15 protein-coding genes are annotated in these 18,683 nt (G+C 31.2%); 2 read left to right on the top strand and 13 right to left on the bottom strand.

Annotated elements, in window-relative coordinates:
• Position 1 precedes the first annotated feature (1 nt).
• The 13 genes from NAB20_RS09450 to NAB20_RS09390 form a co-directional block, all read right to left on the bottom strand.
• Positions 2 to 328, bottom strand: coding sequence for a hypothetical protein (locus tag NAB20_RS09450; RefSeq protein ID WP_375605040.1), 327 nt, complete (start codon positions 326 to 328; stop codon positions 2 to 4).
• Positions 329 to 387: 59 nt separating this feature from the next.
• A complete protein-coding gene (locus NAB20_RS09445) occupies positions 388 to 834 on the bottom strand; it encodes a hypothetical protein (protein ID WP_105196682.1) in 447 nt (148 codons plus the stop codon).
• The gene (locus NAB20_RS09440; RefSeq protein ID WP_375605039.1) at positions 835 to 2,217 is read right to left on the bottom strand and encodes a hypothetical protein; all 1,383 of its coding nucleotides are present in this window, start codon (positions 2,215 to 2,217) and stop codon (positions 835 to 837) included.
• Between the two features lie 2 nt (positions 2,218 to 2,219).
• Positions 2,220 to 4,139 (bottom strand): type VI secretion system Vgr family protein, encoded by a 1,920-nt coding sequence (locus tag NAB20_RS09435; protein WP_375605038.1) that lies wholly within the window; start codon positions 4,137 to 4,139, stop codon positions 2,220 to 2,222.
• A 29-nt stretch (positions 4,140 to 4,168) separates the two neighbouring features.
• Complete coding sequence (tssD, locus tag NAB20_RS09430) at positions 4,169 to 4,558, bottom strand: type VI secretion system tube protein TssD (protein WP_088395034.1); 390 nt, start codon at positions 4,556 to 4,558, stop codon at positions 4,169 to 4,171.
• A gap of 409 nt (positions 4,559 to 4,967) precedes the next feature.
• On the bottom strand, positions 4,968 to 5,354 hold the full coding sequence (gene tssD, locus NAB20_RS09425) for a type VI secretion system tube protein TssD (RefSeq protein WP_105195469.1): 387 nt from the start codon (positions 5,352 to 5,354) through the stop codon (positions 4,968 to 4,970).
• Between the two features lie 390 nt (positions 5,355 to 5,744).
• Complete coding sequence (bshA, locus tag NAB20_RS09420; protein WP_105196720.1) at positions 5,745 to 6,872, bottom strand: N-acetyl-alpha-D-glucosaminyl L-malate synthase BshA; 1,128 nt, start codon at positions 6,870 to 6,872, stop codon at positions 5,745 to 5,747.
• A gap of 335 nt (positions 6,873 to 7,207) precedes the next feature.
• Positions 7,208 to 10,213, bottom strand: coding sequence for a glycoside hydrolase family 3 N-terminal domain-containing protein (locus NAB20_RS09415; protein ID WP_105196721.1), 3,006 nt, complete (start codon positions 10,211 to 10,213; stop codon positions 7,208 to 7,210).
• A 9-nt stretch (positions 10,214 to 10,222) separates the two neighbouring features.
• Positions 10,223 to 10,705, bottom strand: a complete 483-nt coding sequence (locus NAB20_RS09410; protein WP_375605037.1) for an ABC transporter ATPase — start codon at positions 10,703 to 10,705, stop codon at positions 10,223 to 10,225.
• Positions 10,706 to 10,712: 7 nt separating this feature from the next.
• Positions 10,713 to 11,504: a (Fe-S)-binding protein gene (locus NAB20_RS09405; protein WP_088393193.1), complete on the bottom strand. Its 792-nt coding sequence runs from the start codon at positions 11,502 to 11,504 to the stop codon at positions 10,713 to 10,715.
• 35 nt (positions 11,505 to 11,539) lie between these two features.
• Positions 11,540 to 12,874 carry a (Fe-S)-binding protein gene (locus tag NAB20_RS09400; RefSeq protein ID WP_127823202.1) on the bottom strand — a complete coding sequence of 445 codons (1,335 nt, stop codon included), beginning with the start codon at positions 12,872 to 12,874 and terminating at the stop codon, positions 11,540 to 11,542.
• A gap of 23 nt (positions 12,875 to 12,897) precedes the next feature.
• Entirely contained in the window at positions 12,898 to 13,848 is a 951-nt protein-coding gene (locus NAB20_RS09395; RefSeq protein WP_088393197.1) for an MlaD family protein, read from the bottom strand.
• A 30-nt stretch (positions 13,849 to 13,878) separates the two neighbouring features.
• A complete protein-coding gene (locus NAB20_RS09390; protein WP_309597397.1) occupies positions 13,879 to 15,048 on the bottom strand; it encodes an N-acetylmuramoyl-L-alanine amidase in 1,170 nt (389 codons plus the stop codon).
• 40 nt (positions 15,049 to 15,088) lie between these two features.
• Between NAB20_RS09390 and NAB20_RS09385 the strand changes: the two genes are divergently transcribed.
• Positions 15,089 to 17,869 carry a putative LPS assembly protein LptD gene (locus NAB20_RS09385; RefSeq protein WP_240668947.1) on the top strand — a complete coding sequence of 927 codons (2,781 nt, stop codon included), beginning with the start codon at positions 15,089 to 15,091 and terminating at the stop codon, positions 17,867 to 17,869.
• A gap of 16 nt (positions 17,870 to 17,885) precedes the next feature.
• A complete protein-coding gene (locus NAB20_RS09380; RefSeq protein WP_088393201.1) occupies positions 17,886 to 18,266 on the top strand; it encodes a RidA family protein in 381 nt (126 codons plus the stop codon).
• Positions 18,267 to 18,683: the final 417 nt, after the last annotated feature.

The raw sequence follows: 18,683 nt of genomic DNA, 5'->3' as shown, positions 1-18,683 counted from the left end.
ATTAGTGTTGTTTAGATTTATCAGCACTATTTAATTTAACTTCTTTTTTAGAATGTTTGTTGACTTCTCCTTGTGATGAGTAAGTGATACTGTTTTGACTATTTACGTCATATTTTTTATCGATCTGTATTTCTTTATCTCCTTCAATTACTTCCGTCAACTTTCCTGTTACCATGGTCATCATATCCATTGCAACGGTAGTGTTTTTCATGGCACCAATGGTTTCATTTTTATTCATTCCTGCACTTTCAGATATATTCATTCCAACGGAGGTTGTCATGTTTTTACCCACGTTAATAATCATATCTTCGCCTGCGGTAAAGATCATGTTTTTTGGTGTTGTTAAGGAAATTGTAAATGTATACACCTAATGTAATGTCAAAATTTTTATTCCGCTTTTTCTAAATATTTATATTTATTAATAAATTTATATTTATTAAGATCATCATATATATATATGTATCTTAAATATTTATTATTCTTGAGTACTTCTTTTTTAATATGATTAGCGATATTAAAAACGGAATCTTCTTCCAAATGGAATAACCCCTTATTGTTTGACATATGTAGAGCTAGTGTATAATCGAAAACTCTTTTATCAAAATCGTTTATATATAAAGTGTCATTACCTTTTGAATCAAAATTTTCATAATATCTTTCAATAGAAATTTTACTTTCATTTTCAAATTTTTCAAAATAATTTTCCTCCTCAATAGATAATTCTGGTTGTTTAATCGCACTACTATCCATTAACCAATAAAAAGGATTTAAAATAAAACATAAACCAATGACTACAAGTGATATTATTATACCTTTTATAATTTTTCTTCTCATTTAATCTTCTCTTTTTTTATACATTTCAATAATATTTGAGTTTCTTGTAGGATAGTAATCAATTTGGCTATTATAAAGTATATATTCATCAATTTTAGCCCATTTTTCATCTTTTGGAAAGGTTTGATATACCATTTTACCTTTAGAGTTCCAAACCTGCTCAATTGTTAATGATTTAAGTTTTTTTAATAAATCAAAAATATTATCATCAACGGTTGCACCGTGTACTGTGGTAAAACTTGACTTTGAAATATAAACTCCATATTTTGTTACTCCTTTTATTTTATTATCTTTTACAACAGGATCAATTTTAAAATATTTTTTTTTTGTTATAAAATCAAGATCTAAATAACCTGCTACAAGCTGATAACTAGGATAATTATTTTCAATAGTAAACTCATCTCCTTCATCACAAGAAAGTAAAATAGACTCCTTAACATTGACTCCTCGTTCAATTAAATATTTTGCAACTCCAGAAGCGCAAGCACCACCTTCACTATGAGAAATAAGACAAATAGGTTGATCTCCTAATCCCTTGGTTATTTCATTAAAATGCTCTTTGGCATATTTATAACCTCTGTCTTTTCTTTCTTGTCCATTCTCGCTTCCTCCCCATAATGACGATCCGTCTATAAAATATTCAATACTTTGCTGCTTAAACTGGAAATATCTATCCGCTCTATTCTTAAATTCTTGAAACTTCCCTGTGAAAAATATCCAATACTGTTTTTGTCCTTCACCTGGTGACATCCCAATTTTATTTGCTATATTATTCCAATGTCCATTTACAAAAATAATCTTCGGCATTCCTTTTACTTTCAAATAATCGCTTGAGGCTCTAGGAAGTTCTACATTTTCACCTTTATAACTACAACGATAGTAGAGTTCTAGTTTTTTATCGGCTTCATTGGCTATAAATTTTTCTAAATTAGCCAGTCGCAAAGCAATTACAATCTTGTTGCCGTTTACTTTCTTGTTTGTAATCCCTGCTTTGTTACTACTTATGGTTTCTATATATTCGCTTTTGTCGTTTTTTTCTTTAGGTTCTTCTATTTCATTGTTATCATCGTCATAGAGTCTCATTTGAACCATGTCGCCATCGGGAATGTTCTTTGTTTCTGCGTGAAAATAGACAATATCGTCAATCAAGGCTTCTTCTATTGGTTTACTGCCCACTAGGTCTGAGCTCCACCATCCTTTGACAAAAAAATGCTTTGGAGCTAAAGGTGGTTTTTTGGGTTCATTACAGGTAACTCCATTTTCTTTTCCAATTTCGTTAATAGATTTTCCTGCTGTAGTTACAATATTTCCTTTGGCATACATATTATGGTCGCCTCCAGTAATTTTTGTATAGGTACCTTTTACAATTCTTGTTCTAGACATATTTAAAATTGTTTTGAGTTCTCGGCACTATTATTTTGCACTTCCTTATCTGAATGTTTATTAATCATACCTGTTGACTGAATATTCATTTCTTTATCACTTACTTCATTTCTCTCTTTCTTTGTTTCACTATGCACATCTCCTTCAATAATCTCCGTCAACTTTCCTGTTACCATGGTCATCATATCCATTGCAACGGTAGTGTTTTTCATGGCACCAATGGTTTCATTTTTATTCATTCCTGCACTTTCAGATATATTCATTCCAACGGAGGTTGTCATGTTTTTACCCACGTTAATAATCATATCTTCGCCTGCGGTAAAGATCATGTTTTTTGGCGCATTTACATTAATATTCCCATGTCCGTCCATCGTCCAAGTGTTGCCGCTAGGATCCTCTATAAAAACAGAGCCTTGGGCATCGTTTAGAATAATTTTAGTTCCACTACGGGTTTTTATGGCTTTTACATCATTCCCGCTAGTATGATACCCACTGGTTGCGCTTCCGTTATAATGAGTACCTAATACAAAAGGTTTTTCGGCGTTGCCACTTTCAAAACCAACCAGTACTTCCTCGCCTATTTCGGGGATAAAATGAAAGCCTTTGCCTGCTCCTGAGTGGGGTTGTATTAACCTAATCCAAGGGGTTTTTTGGTTTTTTCTTTCTTGCCATGGAAATTGTACCCGTACACGTCCCATGCCCATAGGGTCGTTGTTGTCTACTACTTGTGCGGTTTGTTCTTCGCAATTAGGATAAGCACTGTCGTCAAAATAAGGAGGTGTCCACAAATCGGGTATGGCTACAAATTCGTTGTAGTACTGGTTACCATCATGAAAGTGTTTGATTTCTATGATCCGATAGGTTTCCATCGGTTTGTCGTTAATATCAATTAGCTTGGTTAGATCGCCTTGTTTGAGTTGGGGATCTTTACTTTTGCCTTTTACCACCATAAGGCTTTCGCGTAGCTCTTTTTGTTTTCTTACGGCATCTTGTAGTTCTTGGTCTGTTTTGCTACTAATTCCGGTTTGATTGTAGAGTTTGTTGGGTTTTTTATGAAATACGTCTTTTGAAGCTTTAAGGGCTGCGAGTTGGTAGGGGTTAAATTTGCTTTGTAATTGAGCAAAGGCGCTATCTCGTTGTAGGTTGTCTCCTGATTCTGTATAGTAGGTGGTGTAGGTAAATTGTTGTGGTTTTACCGATAGTTCAAAAGATACATGTATTAGGTCTATGTTTTCTTCTAATACAATTATTTTAGGGCCTACTTTATTGCCTAACACCAAGCTTTGTCCGTCATAATACAGGTACTCGCCATAGCGTATGGCCAATTGTTTTAGGAACTGGTAATCGGTTTGGTTGTATTGTACGGTGTAAGGGATTACATGTTGGGTGTTGCTGTTTTTGGTAATTAGGTTGAAGTTGTCTTTTGGATATTCGGCGGTTATTTCTTGTATGATTTGTTCTAGGGTTTTGTTTTCAAAACTTTGGCATTCTAAGCCTTGTTCTAGCATAATGGTCGGTGCATGTCCTGTAATGTATAACTGACTGTATCCATTTTTTTTTAAAAGGTTCAGATGGGTTATAATGCCTGTAAAGGTTTGTTTTATTTCACCAAATCGATGTAGGTGGATGTGTATGGTTTTGCCTAGATAACTTTTGGAGTTTTCCATGATGTATGCTTCTTGGTTGTCTAGGGAATCGGCACGGGTTGCAATAGTAAAGGTGTCGTGTTCGTTGGTTTTTTGGTCAAGTGTTAGATCAAAATGGGATTTTTCTAAAAAGGATTTGCCTTCTACTGTTAGGGTACAGTAAACTAAGGGGCTTGATTTATCGGCTAAAAAGTCTTTAAAAGTGCCAACGGAGGCGTATTTAGCTAGATCATCAGGATGATTGAGTCTGCCATAATCGCTGTTATAGGTTTCCATGGTCTGTGTTTTTTAGTTGTTTGGTTTTGTTAGTCTTTCCATTTTTTTTCATGGGTGGTATCGTTTAGTGTAAAACGTTTGGCTATGAGTCGCATGGCTATTTGTAAGGGTTGGTTGTTTTGGGAATCAAAGAACTCGGAAAAGGATACACAAAAGGCTTTTTCAAATTTTAGTTCTTGTAATTTGCTCATAGCGTCTCTACGAAAGAAAATAATGGTACCGTTTTTGGTTTGACTATGGTCTAGCATCCACTGTAGTAGGTTGGTTTTGCCGTTGCTTTCTATACGGATGTTGATTTCACCTCCTTGGGGCATGCCTTGTGGTTTTCCTGTTGCATCTATTTCTTGTGTGAAATTATAATCGCAGTTTAAGATATTATAGGTGTTACCGTCTAATTCTAATTTGGCTAAAAATGACATGTCTTAAATTTTTATAGTGTTTTTAAAAGAAGGAATTAAACCCAGATTACGCATTAGACCCGAGCGTAGCGAATAGACGAAGTAAATCTATTCCACTTTATTTTTCTTCCAATTCAAGCACGTACTCAAATTTTAATCATCAAAATAGTTCACTATTTCTTCTTCTAAAATTTTCCGTGAGCACTTGAATTTATTGAAAATTTTTGTTTCACAACGAAGTCTAATCCGGAATCTGGGTTAAAAAAGAGGCTGTCTGAAAAGTGAAAAATCAATCTTTAGTTGTCACTTCGACCATAGGAGAAGTCACAGTAATATGTGATTTGCTTCTCCTATTTGGGTAAAACTCTTGGTTTTTCCTTTAATCGAAATGATAAGATTGTGACCTTTTAGGACAGCCTCTTAGGTGTTGTTATACCCATTCGTTTTGGTAAGCGCCTGATCCTAATTCAATTTTTTTAGCTGAAATAGTAAAGGTTTCGGTTAATGGGTTTACGCCAGTTGAGTCGAAGTTTTCTCTGAATTTTACAACATAAGCTTCTGAGAATTTTAATTCTTTTAAAACAGCATCGCTATCTCTTTTAAAGAATTTTACACTACCGTCTTTTCTTTCAAAAGAGTTGGTCATCCACTCAAAGAACGAAGTGTCTGCTGTTCCTTCAATAGTTAACTCAATTTTACCTCCTCTTGTTACGGTAGAAGGTCTACCTGTTGCGTCTGTTTCTTGAAATAACCCGTAATTTACGTTTAATACGGTGTACTCTTTTCCTGCTACTACTAGTTTAGATTTAAATGACATATTTATAAAGATTTAAAAAAAATAAAAAATACAAGGGATGTAGATACCTAAAAATAATATAAGGAATGATTTGGGGGTGTTAGGTTTTTGTAAGTATGTAGGTAAATTGTTTTGTTTGTGTGGTATCATCGTATATTTGTTTTTTAATAATAATAACCATTTATGGAAATACAACTAAGTCAAATATACTGTGTTTTTCAAGAAAAAACAAATGTTTTGTTAAAAAAATAACTTCACTTTGTTTTTCTTGAATAAAAAAAAGAAAAATGTATTGGTAAATAATAAAAAGGAGTTGTGGTTACTAGTGTTTTTTTAACTAGAATTTGGTATTAGACTGGAAAAAGTGAATTGGTAAAGTCTCAAACTATTCCTCTTTAATCTCAAATATTTTTATTCTAAACCTATTATTTCTTTATATATTCCTTCGTAAATGGGTACTATATTTTCAACAGAAAACAGTTTAGCTGTTTCAAAAGCATTTCTTTTAAAATTATTTAAAACTTCATTATTTGAAAGAATTTTAAGTGCATTTTGAGCCATATCTTCTATATCCCCTACTGAGCTTAAAAAACCAGAAACACCATTTATATTAACTTCTGGCAGCCCTCCCGAATTACTTGATATTACAGGCACTTTATTAGCCATTGCTTCCAGTGCTGCTAATCCAAAACTTTCTGTATCTGAAGGTAGTAAAAAAAGATCTGAATAACATAAGATTTGGCTTATTTCATGACTATTTCCAAAGAAAATAACTTTTTCTTCAATACCTAATTCTCTACAAAGCCATTCTGCTTTTTCTCTTTCAGGACCATCTCCTACCATCATTAATTTAGCGGGTATTTTTTCTTGTATTTTATAGAAAACTTTTACAACATCTGGAATTTTTTTTACTTTTCTAAAATTACTGATATGTGTAATTATTTTTTCTTCTGGTTCAGCCATTACAGAACGTTTACAAATTCGATTATGAGATTCTGTATCTGCTATTTCTATAAAATTAGGAACTACTTTTATTTCTTTAGTTACCTCAAAATATTTCAAAGTATCTTCCTTTAAACTCTTAGAAACAGATGTTACAACGTCCGACTTATTAATACTAAATGTAACAGCGGGTTTATAATAGGGATGATTTCCTACTAAAGTTATATCTGTACCATGCAATGTAGTTACCATTGGCAAATTAATTCCTTCTTCTTTTAATATCTGTTTCGCCATATATCCTGCATAAGCATGAGGTATAGCATAATGCACATGTAAAACTTCTATTTTATAAAGCTTTACCATATCTACTAATTTACTCGAAAGAGCTAATTCATACGGTTGGTAATGAAATAATGGGTATTCTGGAACATTTACTTCATGATAATGTACATTATGACTTAAAAGAGCTAAACGTACTGGTTGACGATAGGTAATAAAATGTATTTCGTGCCCTCTTCTAGCAAGTTCTAAACCTAATTCTGTAGCCACTACACCACTTCCTCCAAATGTTGGATAACAAACAATTGCTATTTTCATAAACAATGAAAAAATTATTATTTAAAAAATTGTTCTTTTTTTTATTAAATCAAAACTTCGCATTAACACTTTATTATAGATAATAAATAACTTTATATTTAGAAAATATTTTTTTTATCCTTTATATAGTAAAACTACATTTCAATAAAATTTTCATGTATTTTTATCTTGATCTTTCCAGATTTATTAAAAAATCCTAATGCGGAATCTGGGTTTTATCAAGCATATAAAATATTTTAATTTATTTTTTAAAAAAAATTCGTAAAGCAAAATTTTACTTTACGAATTTAGTATATTTTAAAAAAATAAAAATTAATTTCACTTAATATTAACGATTAGTCAAAAATAGAATCGTAAATAATTTGTTGAATTCTTTCTCTCGTATTTTCTTTTGCTAATTTATTTGGTAGATTACTATCGGGGAAAGTTCTATTGGATAAAAAAACATAAATTAGTTCTTTTTCAGGATCAGCCCAAGTCATTGTTCCTGTAAAACCAGTGTGTCCAAAACTAGTTATTGAAGCACAACCACACGTTGGTCCTTCTCCTTTTAATTGAGGTTTATCAAAACCAATACCTCTTCTATTTCCTTCCGTACAAAAATAACATGTATTAAAATCGTCCATTGTCTTAGAAGAAAAGAATTGAGTTCCTCCGTAGTTACCTTTATTCAAATAGAGTTGCATCATTTTTGCAATATCACTTGCATTTGAAAACAAGCCTGCATGTCCTGCTACACCTCCTTGCATGGCAGCTGCCATATCATGCACATATCCTTGAATTAAATCCTGACGATAGTACGTATCTTTTTCTGTTGGTGGTATTTGGTCTATGTCAACCTTTTTTAAAGGATTATACATTGTATAATTCATTCCTATTTTTGAAAAAAAGTTTTCGTAAGCCAAATTATCTAAGGTTTTATTATGATGTGTTTCTAAATATTCTTTTAACAAAATAAAGGTAAAATCACTGTATTTATACTCTTTCTTAGGCAAAAGCTTACTTTTCATTATTTTAGAAATAATTGAATCTTTATAGCTATCTGTCAAAAATAAATTTTCAGATACTTGAGTCGTAAAACCTTCTGTTAGCGTTTGACGGTATAATTTTTCAGATGGTTTTTTGGTAATTGAATCTATTGTTTGTTTATAAAAAGGCTCCCAAGCTTTTAATCGAGCATAATGTGATAACAATTCTTTAAAAACAATAGAATCCTTATTAGTTCCTCTGGCTTTATGAACCATTTGTCCTAAGTGAGTAGCTAAATTTATTTCCCCTTTATCATAATCCATCATTACATTGGGTAATGTTCCTATAATTTTAGATAATGAAGCGATATCATAAATATCTGTATTTTTTACCTTCGTATCTTGTTCATAGGTGTGATAACCAAAGGATTTGTGGTAAATCACTTTTCCTTTTCTAGCAACTAAAACTTGTGCTCCTGGAGTTATTTTATCATCGATTGCTTTTTTAACTACATCATCAATTTCTTTTAATTTATAAGAGTTCATTCCTACTCCTTCTGGAGAAGAAAAGCCTAATCTGTTTATTTTTTCTGTAGTAATTCCTTCACCTACTTTAAAATATTCTTTAATAGAAACGGGTAATTTCCCTTTTGCTTCTACGGCTCCAAAAATTAATTCAGCTGAAATAGTTTGGGGTATATCACCATTTTGATAACTTACAATCAAACCTTCTATATCATCAAAAGATTTGATCTTAAGTAAGGTATATGGCTTTGCAAAAACATCTAAAATAACATTATTTTGAGCGGCTATTTTTTCTAACCAAAGTAAATCTTTTTCAGAAAAATCGTGTTTACGCCATGCTCTATCAGATTTATGATAACCTATAATGACAGTATTAAATTCTTTTAAATTAACTAAAAGGCTATCCAGATTTTTCTCTTCCATTTCCTCTACTTGGGCATATTTTTTTAATGTACTCAAAAAAACGTTACCTGAATCATCCCCTAATTTCACATAGGCAATTTTAGCTTTGGTTAGGTCTTTTATTGGTAATAAAGTATGTTCATTTTTTAAAACCGTAATAGCATTTTCATATAAATTGTATTGTAATTTACTTGCTTCTGGGGCATTTAAATCATTTAAAAGACCTGTTATTTCTATTGGTTTATAATTATTTAATCCTGCCTTATATTTATAGCTTAAGATCTTTTTTACAGAATGTTCAATACGTTCATCTGTAATTATTTTATCATTATAAGCTTGAGTAAATTTAGTAATAGCGGAAGGAACATCTTCTGCAAACAGCATAATATCATTACCTGCTAAAAAGGCTTCTAAATCTATATCACCTGGTTTTTTAAAACTGCTTGCTCCTTTCATATTAAGAGCATCTGTAAAAATTAACCCTTTAAAACCTAGTTCTTTTTTTAAGGTATTCGTAACTATATTATAAGATATAGAGGAAGGATAATTTTGACGTTCTTCCAGACTTGGCACATTCAAATGCGCAACCATAACTGAAGATAGTCCTAAATTAAACATTTTTTTATAGGGGTAAAACTCTACGGAGTCAATACGTTCTTTTGTAAAATTAACAACGGGTAATGTATGATGTGAATCTGTTTCGGTATCGCCGTGTCCTGGAAAATGTTTACCTGTAGCAAATACTCCTTGGCTTTGTATTCCTTTCATTAAAGCTACGGCACGTTTTGTTACTTCTTCTTTATTTTCCCCGAAAGAACGATTTCCTATAATAGGATTATTAGGATTTGTATTAATATCAATAACAGGAGCAAAATTAAACTGCAATCCCATTCTTTTGGTTTCTTTGGCCATTCGTTCTCCTAACTGTTCTATCAATTTCATATCTTGAACGGCTCCTAAAGTCATATTCCAAGGATAAGCATAGGTTGAATCTAAACGCATATTAAGCCCCCACTCTGCATCATTCCCTATAAAAAGGGGGATTTTAGAATTGGCTTGAAAACGATTGGTTAGTTTGGCTTGACGCATGGGTCCTCCTTGAAAGAAGATCAAGCCTCCTATTTTATAATTCTTTATTAATTTATCTAACGAATTAAAATGAATACTATCTTTATTAGAATAAGCAGCCACCATAAAAAGTTGTCCTAACTTTTCTTCAAAGCTTAAAGAATTATAAACACTGTCAACCCATTTACGTTCTCCTGATAATTCATTAAATAAATTAAACCCTTCTTTATCAGGATCTATAAATTTTTGAATCATAGGAATATTTTTGGTTTCTGCCATAATAGCTTCCTCTCTTTTACGGTTTTTTATAACCGCACATTGCATCATTAGAAAAGCTAAAAGGGAAAAAAATAAATATTTTACAATAGAAAACTTCATCTTCAAATATTAAAAAAAGCGACTATGCCAACTTTCGCTTGCAGGAACTTCCCAAGAATCATTTAGTTCCTCTATAGTATTAACTAAATTATTAAAAACAATGGTGGAAGCAGAAACAGCTTTTTCTTTAGCCATTTTCTTAAAATCTATTAATGATTTATGGGCAATAAATTCACCATTTTTAAATGTAACATTCATTTTATCTAACAAATCAATCGCATACTTTTGTTCTAATTGCTGGATAAACTGTACAGAACTATCGATTGAGCAACCTGTTGGAGCTTGTATACTAGGATTGACAGTTAAAATAATAAAACGATTATAACGAATATCAAACGATGCTTCTAAAGGGGTACCGTGAGCAGACCAATCAGTAAGAAATTTTTCAGTATGAGTGGCTATTTCTTTTATTTCGTCATCACTTAATTTTCGATTGGATTGATAAATCCAAACACGTGAATCAAGTGGCATATTTTCAAAGGGTATATACATCTGAATACTATAAATCTTGAGCGTTAGCAATTAATTCTGCTACATCTAGTACTTTTACATCATGTTCACGATGTTTTGCTTTGGTACCATCTGTTAACATTGTATTACAAAAAGGACATCCAGCTGCTATAATATCTGCCTTCGTTGCTAAAGCATCTTCTGTCCGTTCAACATTAATGTCTTTTTCTCCATTTTCAGGTTCTTTAAACATTTGTGCTCCTCCCGCTCCACAGCATAATCCGTTTGCTTTAGAGCGTTTCATTTCAACTAGTTCGGCATCTAATTTTTGAATTAAATCACGAGGAGCTTCATATATTTTGTTTGCTCGTCCTAAATAACAAGGATCATGAAATGTAATTTTTTTACCTTTAAACTGGCCTCCTTCAATAGTCAAACGCCCTCTGTCTAATAGTTCTTTTAAAAATTCTGTATGATGTACTACTTCAAATACTCCTCCTAATTCAGGGTATTCATTTTTTAAAGTATTAAAACAATGGGGACAAGCTGTAACAATTTTTTTTGTTTCATAAGCTTTAAGAATTTCTATATTCATAAAGGCTTGCATTTGAAACAAAAATTCGTTTCCTGCTCGTTTAGCGGGATCTCCTGTGCAAGCTTCTTCTGTTCCTAAAACAGCAAAATCTACACTTGCTTTATTCAAAATTTTAACAAAAGCTTTTGTTATCTTTTTAGCTCTATCATCAAAACTACCTGCACATCCTACCCAAAACAAAACTTCTGGTTGTTTCCCTTGAGCTAACATTTCTGCCATTGTAGGCACTATCAAATTTTCTGACATAATTCTCTATATTGATTTGTCTGCAATTTCAATTATTAATTTTCGTCTTTCCAATTCAAACGATCCATTTGACTATATTGCCAAGGCGCGCTATTGTTTTCAATATTAGTCATCATGGCGTTTAAGGACTGAGGTGCTGCACTTTGTTCCATTACCAAATAACGACGCATATCCATGATAATTGAAAGAGGACTTATATTAACTGGACATTCTTCTACACAGGCATTACATGAGGTACAAGCCCAAAGTTCTTCTTGTGTGATATAATCATTTAACAATGATTTTCCATCTTCTATAAATGTTCCATTATTTTTGTCTAAATTATTTCCTACTTCTGTTAGACGATCACGTGTATCCATCATAATCTTACGAGGAGATAATTTTTTACCTGTTTGATTAGCTGGACAAGAGGAGGTACAACGTCCACATTCAGTACAGGTATAAGCATTTAGCAACTGAACCCAGTTTAGATCTGTTACATCAGAAGCTCCAAACTTACTTGGTGTTGCATCTACTGGTGCAGCAGCATAGGGATCAGCATTAGGATCCATCATTAATTTCACTTCATTCGTAACACTTTCTAAATTATCAAATTTTCCTAGAGGATTTAGATCAGCAAAAAAGGTATTAGGAAAGGCTAAAATTATATGTAGGTGTTTGGAGTAATATAAATAATTTAAAAAAACCATTACCATTGTAAAATGTCCCCACCAACCTACTCTCTCTAATATATGCAAAGTTCCTTCACTTAAACTTCCAAAAAAAGCGGGTCCTAAATATTGAGATACAGCAAAACTAAATGATCCTTGACCTTCAAAGTGTGATTTCCCCATTGTATACAACACTTCATCTGTACCATTCATTGTAAAAATACAGCTTACCAATATAATCTCCATAATTAAGATTAAATTAGCATCTTTTTTAGGCCAACCTAATAATTCTGTTTTATTTAAACGGGGTAATTTTAACAGGTTTCTTCTCATCAAAAAAGCAATTGTTGCTACTAATGCCGTAACTGATAAAATTTCGATAAAACTAATTAAAAAGGTATAAAACCCTCCTAAAGCTGGTTTAAAAAAACGATGGGTTCCAAAAATACCATCTATTAAGATTTCAATTAACTCTATTTGAGTAATTATAAAAGCTGAATACAATACAAAATGCAGAATGGCAGGTACTGGACGTGTAAACATCTTTTTTTGACCAAATGCTACTAGGAGCATATTTTTCCAGCGATCTGATGAGTTATCCGATCTATTTATATCTTTTCCTAACTTTATATTACGAATAATTTTTTTTACATTTTTTGCAAAAAATCCTATTCCAACACCAAGAATAATTAGAAAAAACAAACTGTTTAAATAATTCATATAAAAGGTTGATTGGTTTAAAATTATTTTAATTGTGTTTCAGGTGCTTTGTATGGTTTTTCTTTTTTTCCAAAAAGAGAAACATTTACGTAACGCGTAGGATGTAAACGTAAATCTTGAAGTAATAGTTCAATTTCTTTAGCAGCTTTGGTAAAGTTGTTATACATTGCTTCATCTTTCATTGCTTTGCCTAAAGTTCCTTGTCCTGCTTGCATATCGGATACTAACTTGTTCACATTTGCTAAAGTTCCTTCTAAATTTTTTAAAGTTTTTCCTAATTCTGCCTTTTCTAATTCATTGGATACTTTAGAAAAATCCGTGGTAATTTTTTCTATATTTCCTAATGAATGGTTTAAACTTTTTTGGTTAGTTGCTAATAATTGGTTAACACCACTGCCTAATTTATTAAATTCAGCCATTGTCTGATTTAAGTGACTTATAGCTTGTTGAAGATCTCTTTTAGCTTGATCATTTAAAACTTGATTTACATTAACCATTAGCTGATCGGCATCTTCAACTAATGATTCTATTTTTTGTTGAGTTGGAGCTAATTTTTTACCTAGGTTATCTGTTAAGCCTAATTTTACATCTGCTTTTAAACGATCACCATCAACAACTATATTTTTATCTGCAAAGTTAGGAATAATCGCTATTTGTTTTCCTCCTATAAAACCAGGTTCATATATTTGAGCGACACTTGTTTTTGAAATCGGAAAATCATCTTGATTGATCTGTAGTTCTGCTAAAATTTTACCTGTATCCGTTAAATTTAATGATCGTACTTTACCTACTACTTTTCCATTAATAGTTACAGATGCGGAAGAAAGAAGGCCTTCGACATTATCAAATTCAACAAATAGTTTTTTGTGACTATTTAGCAAGTTACTACCTTTTAAAAAGCTATATCCCCAGATAAATAATAAAATAGAGGCAATTACTAGAATTGCTGTTTTAATTTCTCGTGTTATTTTCAAAATATATTTTTTTTGTTGCAAAAATACTAATTACTTAGCAGATTTCACTGCTTCATTAAGGCTTATTTTAATTCCATTTTTATAAGGCACTATAAAAGCCGATTCATATCCTTTGGATTTTGCCTCTGTTAACATTTTCCTAGATTCCTGATAATCATTTGTTTCCCCGTACATATATTTATAATATCCCCCTTCAAAAACTGAAGAAATATTCAATAATCCATTAAAATTTTCAGGCTTAACATCAATTTGTGTATTACTTGCTTTTAGTTGTATTTTAAAAACAACTTTTTGAGTATCAACACTACCTTTGCTTTTAGTTTCTGGTTTTACAGGATCTTGTTTAATAATTTCTTTTACAGGAACTACTACTTCTTTAGTTTTAGGTGTACTATCCTTTGGAGTAGGTTTTTCTGATTTTTTTATATCTAAAAAAGGAACTGTACCTCCAAAATGTTCTGCTTTCATTCTAAAAATTGCATCTGCTATAGACCTTGCCATATTTTCTTGACCTTCTTCTGAATTTAGGTAAGCCCCTTCTGATGGATTTGAAATAAATCCTGTTTCTACCAATACTCTAGGCATGAAGGCTTTGTGTAAAACCATAAAAGGAGCTTGATGTACACCTCTATTTTTACGATTTACTTTTTGATCAAAATTATCCTGAATTCTACTTGCCAATTCAATACTTTGGTCTAAATATTCTTCTTGTGCAATGGTGGCACTAATTAAAGATTCGGGAGCATTGGGATTATAACCAGCGTATTTAGTTTTATAGTTATCTTCTAATTTAATAACTTCATTTTCTTTTCTTGCAACAGCCAAACTTGATGCACTTTTTGAAAGTCCCATCACATAGGTCTCTGATCCATAAGCTTCCAAATTCCTATTAGCATTACAATGAATAGAGACAAAAATATTAGCTTTGTTCTTATTGGCTATATTGGCTCTTTCAACCAGTTCTATAAAAGTATCGGTTTTTCGAGTATAAATAACATCAATAGTAGGATCTTTTTCTAGGATAGCGCCTAGTTTTAGAACAATAGCTAAATTAATCTGTTTTTCCACATATCCATGATAAGTAGCTCCAAAGTCCTGATTACCATGCCCTGCATCTAAACATACTTTGAATTTAGCATTATTTTGTGCTTGAAGAACCCCCGACAAAACAAATAAAGCCGTAAAAAAAACATATTTCATTTTATTTCTATTTTTCACCTTCATTTCACTAATGAATTAAATGGTTATAATTTTATTAAATACTTACTTATTTATAAAAATAGCTGTAAGTTTGTGGCTTCAAAAATTAAGCCATATTTTTACAAAAATAGTATTTATAGCTTTGCGTACAAACTTATTTTACATCGTTTTAGTTCCTTTTTTAATAGCATTTTGTAGTCTAAATCTACAATCGCAGGAGCTTCCTAAAAAAAATACGAGCCTACTATCTGTAAAACAGAAAGATAGCCTAAAATCTAATTCTATTATTTTAAACAAAAAAGAAGAGGTTAGTAAAAACAAAGACAGTATAAAAAAGAAAAAATCTTTTTTAGAAGGTAAAATTTTATATAAATCAAAGCACTCTGTTAAATTAGACAACAAAAAAAAACTTGCTATTTTAAAAGATGAAGCAGAGGTAAAATATAAAGATATTGAAATTAAATCGGGGATCATTGTCATTAATTATGATAAAGATGAAGTATACGCTGGTCGACTAAAAGATTCTACAGGTAAGTACGTTCAATACCCTATTTTTAAGCAAGGAACTAACATTGTAGAACCTGACTCAATTCGTTTTAATTTTAAAACTAAAAAAGCATTGATATGGAATTCTAGAACAGATCAGGGGGAATTTAAAATAAAAGGTGAGATAACTAAAAGAGAAAATGATTCGGTTTTTTTTATTAAAAACGCAAGATTCACAACTTCTAAAAACTTAGAGGATCCTGAATATTACTTTTTAGCACGTAAAATAAAATTTGTTCCTAAAAAGAAAATTGTAGCAGGTTTAACCAATATGGTAATTGCAGATGTCCCTACTCCCATAGGGGTTCCTTACGCCTTTTTCCCTATGACTGAGCAAGCGACTTCTGGAATTATAATGCCTACTTTTGGACAAAATAATGCACAAGGGTATTCTTTGCAAAACGGTGGTTATTATTTTGCTATTAGTAACAATTTAGATCTTGCATTATTAGGCGACTATTTTACAAATGGCAGTTATGGTTTAAGAGCGGAAACAAATTATGCAAAACGATACAAATACAGAGGTAATTTTAATTTTCGATACGAAAACCAAATAAACGGAGAAAGAGGATTGCCCGGTTATGGAAAATCTACTCTATATAATTTACAATGGAGTCACTCCCCTGATACAAAAGCCACGCCTAACTCACGATTTTCGGCATCTGTTAATTTAGGTAGTAGCAAATATTACAGACAGTCATTTAATCAATTAAACACCTCTAATTTTTTAAATAATACTTTAAGTTCTTCTGTTTCATACGGAAAAACTTTTAATTGGACTCCGCAAGTAAATTTGTCTTTAACTGCTTCTCATTCACAAAACACAAATACAAGACAGATTAATATGACGCTTCCTACTTTGCAAATTGGAGTCGATCGTATTTTCCCTTTCGCACCTAAAAGCGGTACTAAAAAAGGTTTTATTAAAAACTTAAATTTCACTTATAGCTTAAGGGGCGAAAACCGTGTTCAAACAACAGATTCATTATTCTTTAAACCTGCTATGTTTAGAGATATGCAAAACGGAATTCAACACAATATTCCATTTAGTACAAATTTCAAACTTTTTAAATACTTTAGTGTGACTACCTCTTCTAATTTCAATGAAGTCTGGTATCTTAAAACAATAAGAAAGCAATACAACACTACATTAAAAAAAGTAGAAGACATTGAAAACAAAGGTTTTGATTCTTTTAGAACTTATGATTTTTCAAGCAGTGTGGGAACTACTATTTATGGAACATTTAATTTCAAAAAAAATGGAAAAATCCAATCTATAAGACATACTGTACGACCAAACATTAGTTATGCTTATGCTCCTAGTTTTGAAAAATATTATGACACATACGCTATTGATGGCAGTGGTAAAATGGCTAATTATACACGTTTTGAAAAAGGAATTTTCGGTGGCCCTTCTAGTACAAGAAACAACAACTTATCTTTTTCTATAAACAATGTCTTTGAAGCTAAAGTTCGAGATAAAGACTCTACTAAAACAGCTCCTAAAAAAATAGTTTTAATTAACAATTTAAACTTATCTAGCAATTATAATATTAATGCAGATTCTTTAAAATGGTCTCCTTTACGAGTAAGCGGTGGTACCAATTTACTTAAAGATAAACTAAATATTAATTTTGGTATGACTTTAAATCCCTATGCTATTAATAATAAAGGAAATATGATAGACAAACTTAACATTAATAATGGCGGTAGTTTATTTCGAATGACAAGTGCTAATATTACGTTAAATTATTCTATTAATAGTAATGAATTAGGAGGAAAAGGAAAAACAGATCAAAATAATTTAAACAATTCAGGATTAAGAAATGGTGGTAGAGCAGATGATCTTTTTGGTAGCTCTAATGATTTTAGCAATCGAAATCAAAATCCTTTTGACAAAAAAGACAATGAAGAATCTCCTTTCAAAGGTTTTTATCGTTCGATAATTCCTTGGAATCTAAACCTTGCTTATTCATTAACTTATTCCAACAATAAAAGAGAAAATACTATTACTCAAAACTCATTAATGATTTCTGGAAATATAGATCTTACTCCTAAATGGAAAACAGGAATATCAACGGGATATGATTTTGTTCAAAAAGGAGTTACTTATACACAATTACGTTTTCAGAGAGATTTATTAAGTTGGCGTATGGATTTTCAATGGAATCCTTTTGGAGACAGAGCTTCATGGTATTTTTTCATAGGAATTAGCTCCTCTGTACTAAGCGATATCAAATGGGATAAAAGAAATCTACCTGATCGAAGATTATAATAATTGACACTTAAATATGAAAAAAATAATTTTTACAGAAAAAGCACCTGCTCCTATTGGACCTTATAGTCAGGCTATTTTAATAAAAGACACTTTATACACCTCTGGTCAGATTGCTATTAACCCAAAAAACAACGAACTCATTTTAACTTCAATTGAGGAAGAAACAGAACAAGTAATGCAAAATTTAAAAGCAGTTCTTGAAGCTGCTGATATGACTTTTGAAAATGTCATTAAGGTGACTATTTTTATTATGAATATGGGCGATTTTACTAAAATTAATTCTATTTATGGAAGATATTTTGAAGAGGCTACTGCTCCTGCCCGTGAAACGGTACAAGTTGCTACTCTTCCTAAAAATGTTAACATTGAAATATCTATGATTGCTATAAAATAGTCTCTCATAAATTTATAAAATGAGATTATTCTTTTTAGAAAAATAGTCTCATTTTTTTATACTTTCTCTAGTGCTTACTTCTTATTTACAAAATATATTAAATATTTATAGAGTAAAAGTGCGCAATCTTGTCATTTAAGTAACAGCTTTTACCCCAAAATATACAAGAAAAAATTTCCCTACATCTTTATTTTCTTTGCCTTATCATTTTCATCACAAAGTTTAATCCGAAATTTGATTAAACCCTGATTACGCATTAGAAAAACAAATCTTATAACCTATTATATTTTTACTCGTTTTGGTTCTTAATTTTGTATAGTACCTAAATCAATAAATGTTTTTTTAAAAAATCTCTAACGTGTAATCTGGGGTAAACTTTAATTTATCAATGTTTTTATTCCTAAATGAGCAGCCTCA

It is taken from the genome of Flavobacterium davisii (genome assembly GCF_042182265.1).
Classification (GTDB): domain Bacteria; phylum Bacteroidota; class Bacteroidia; order Flavobacteriales; family Flavobacteriaceae; genus Flavobacterium; species Flavobacterium davisii.
Note: the sequence above shows the minus strand (reverse complement) of the source record. Positions and strands in the feature narration are given on the sequence as shown.

Coding starts and splice junctions, on each gene's coding strand:
- NAB20_RS09385 (WP_240668947.1), top strand. CDS start 15,089: ATGGTTATAATTTTATTAAATACTTACTTATTTATAAAAATAGCTGTA.
- tssD (WP_105195469.1), bottom strand. CDS start 5,354: ATGTCATTTAAATCTAAACTAGTAGTAGCAGGAAAAGAGTACACCGTA.
- NAB20_RS09450 (WP_375605040.1), bottom strand. CDS start 328: ATGATCTTTACCGCAGGCGAAGATATGATTATTAACGTGGGTAAAAAC.
- tssD (WP_088395034.1), bottom strand. CDS start 4,558: ATGTCATTTTTAGCCAAATTAGAATTAGACGGTAACACCTATAATATC.
- NAB20_RS09405 (WP_088393193.1), bottom strand. CDS start 11,504: ATGTCAGAAAATTTGATAGTGCCTACAATGGCAGAAATGTTAGCTCAA.
- NAB20_RS09440 (WP_375605039.1), bottom strand. CDS start 2,217: ATGTCTAGAACAAGAATTGTAAAAGGTACCTATACAAAAATTACTGGA.
- NAB20_RS09380 (WP_088393201.1), top strand. CDS start 17,886: ATGAAAAAAATAATTTTTACAGAAAAAGCACCTGCTCCTATTGGACCT.
- NAB20_RS09410 (WP_375605037.1), bottom strand. CDS start 10,705: ATGTATATACCCTTTGAAAATATGCCACTTGATTCACGTGTTTGGATT.
- NAB20_RS09415 (WP_105196721.1), bottom strand. CDS start 10,213: ATGAAGTTTTCTATTGTAAAATATTTATTTTTTTCCCTTTTAGCTTTT.
- NAB20_RS09435 (WP_375605038.1), bottom strand. CDS start 4,139: ATGGAAACCTATAACAGCGATTATGGCAGACTCAATCATCCTGATGAT.
- bshA (WP_105196720.1), bottom strand. CDS start 6,872: ATGAAAATAGCAATTGTTTGTTATCCAACATTTGGAGGAAGTGGTGTA.
- NAB20_RS09400 (WP_127823202.1), bottom strand. CDS start 12,874: ATGAATTATTTAAACAGTTTGTTTTTTCTAATTATTCTTGGTGTTGGA.
- NAB20_RS09445 (WP_105196682.1), bottom strand. CDS start 834: ATGAGAAGAAAAATTATAAAAGGTATAATAATATCACTTGTAGTCATT.
- NAB20_RS09390 (WP_309597397.1), bottom strand. CDS start 15,048: ATGAAATATGTTTTTTTTACGGCTTTATTTGTTTTGTCGGGGGTTCTT.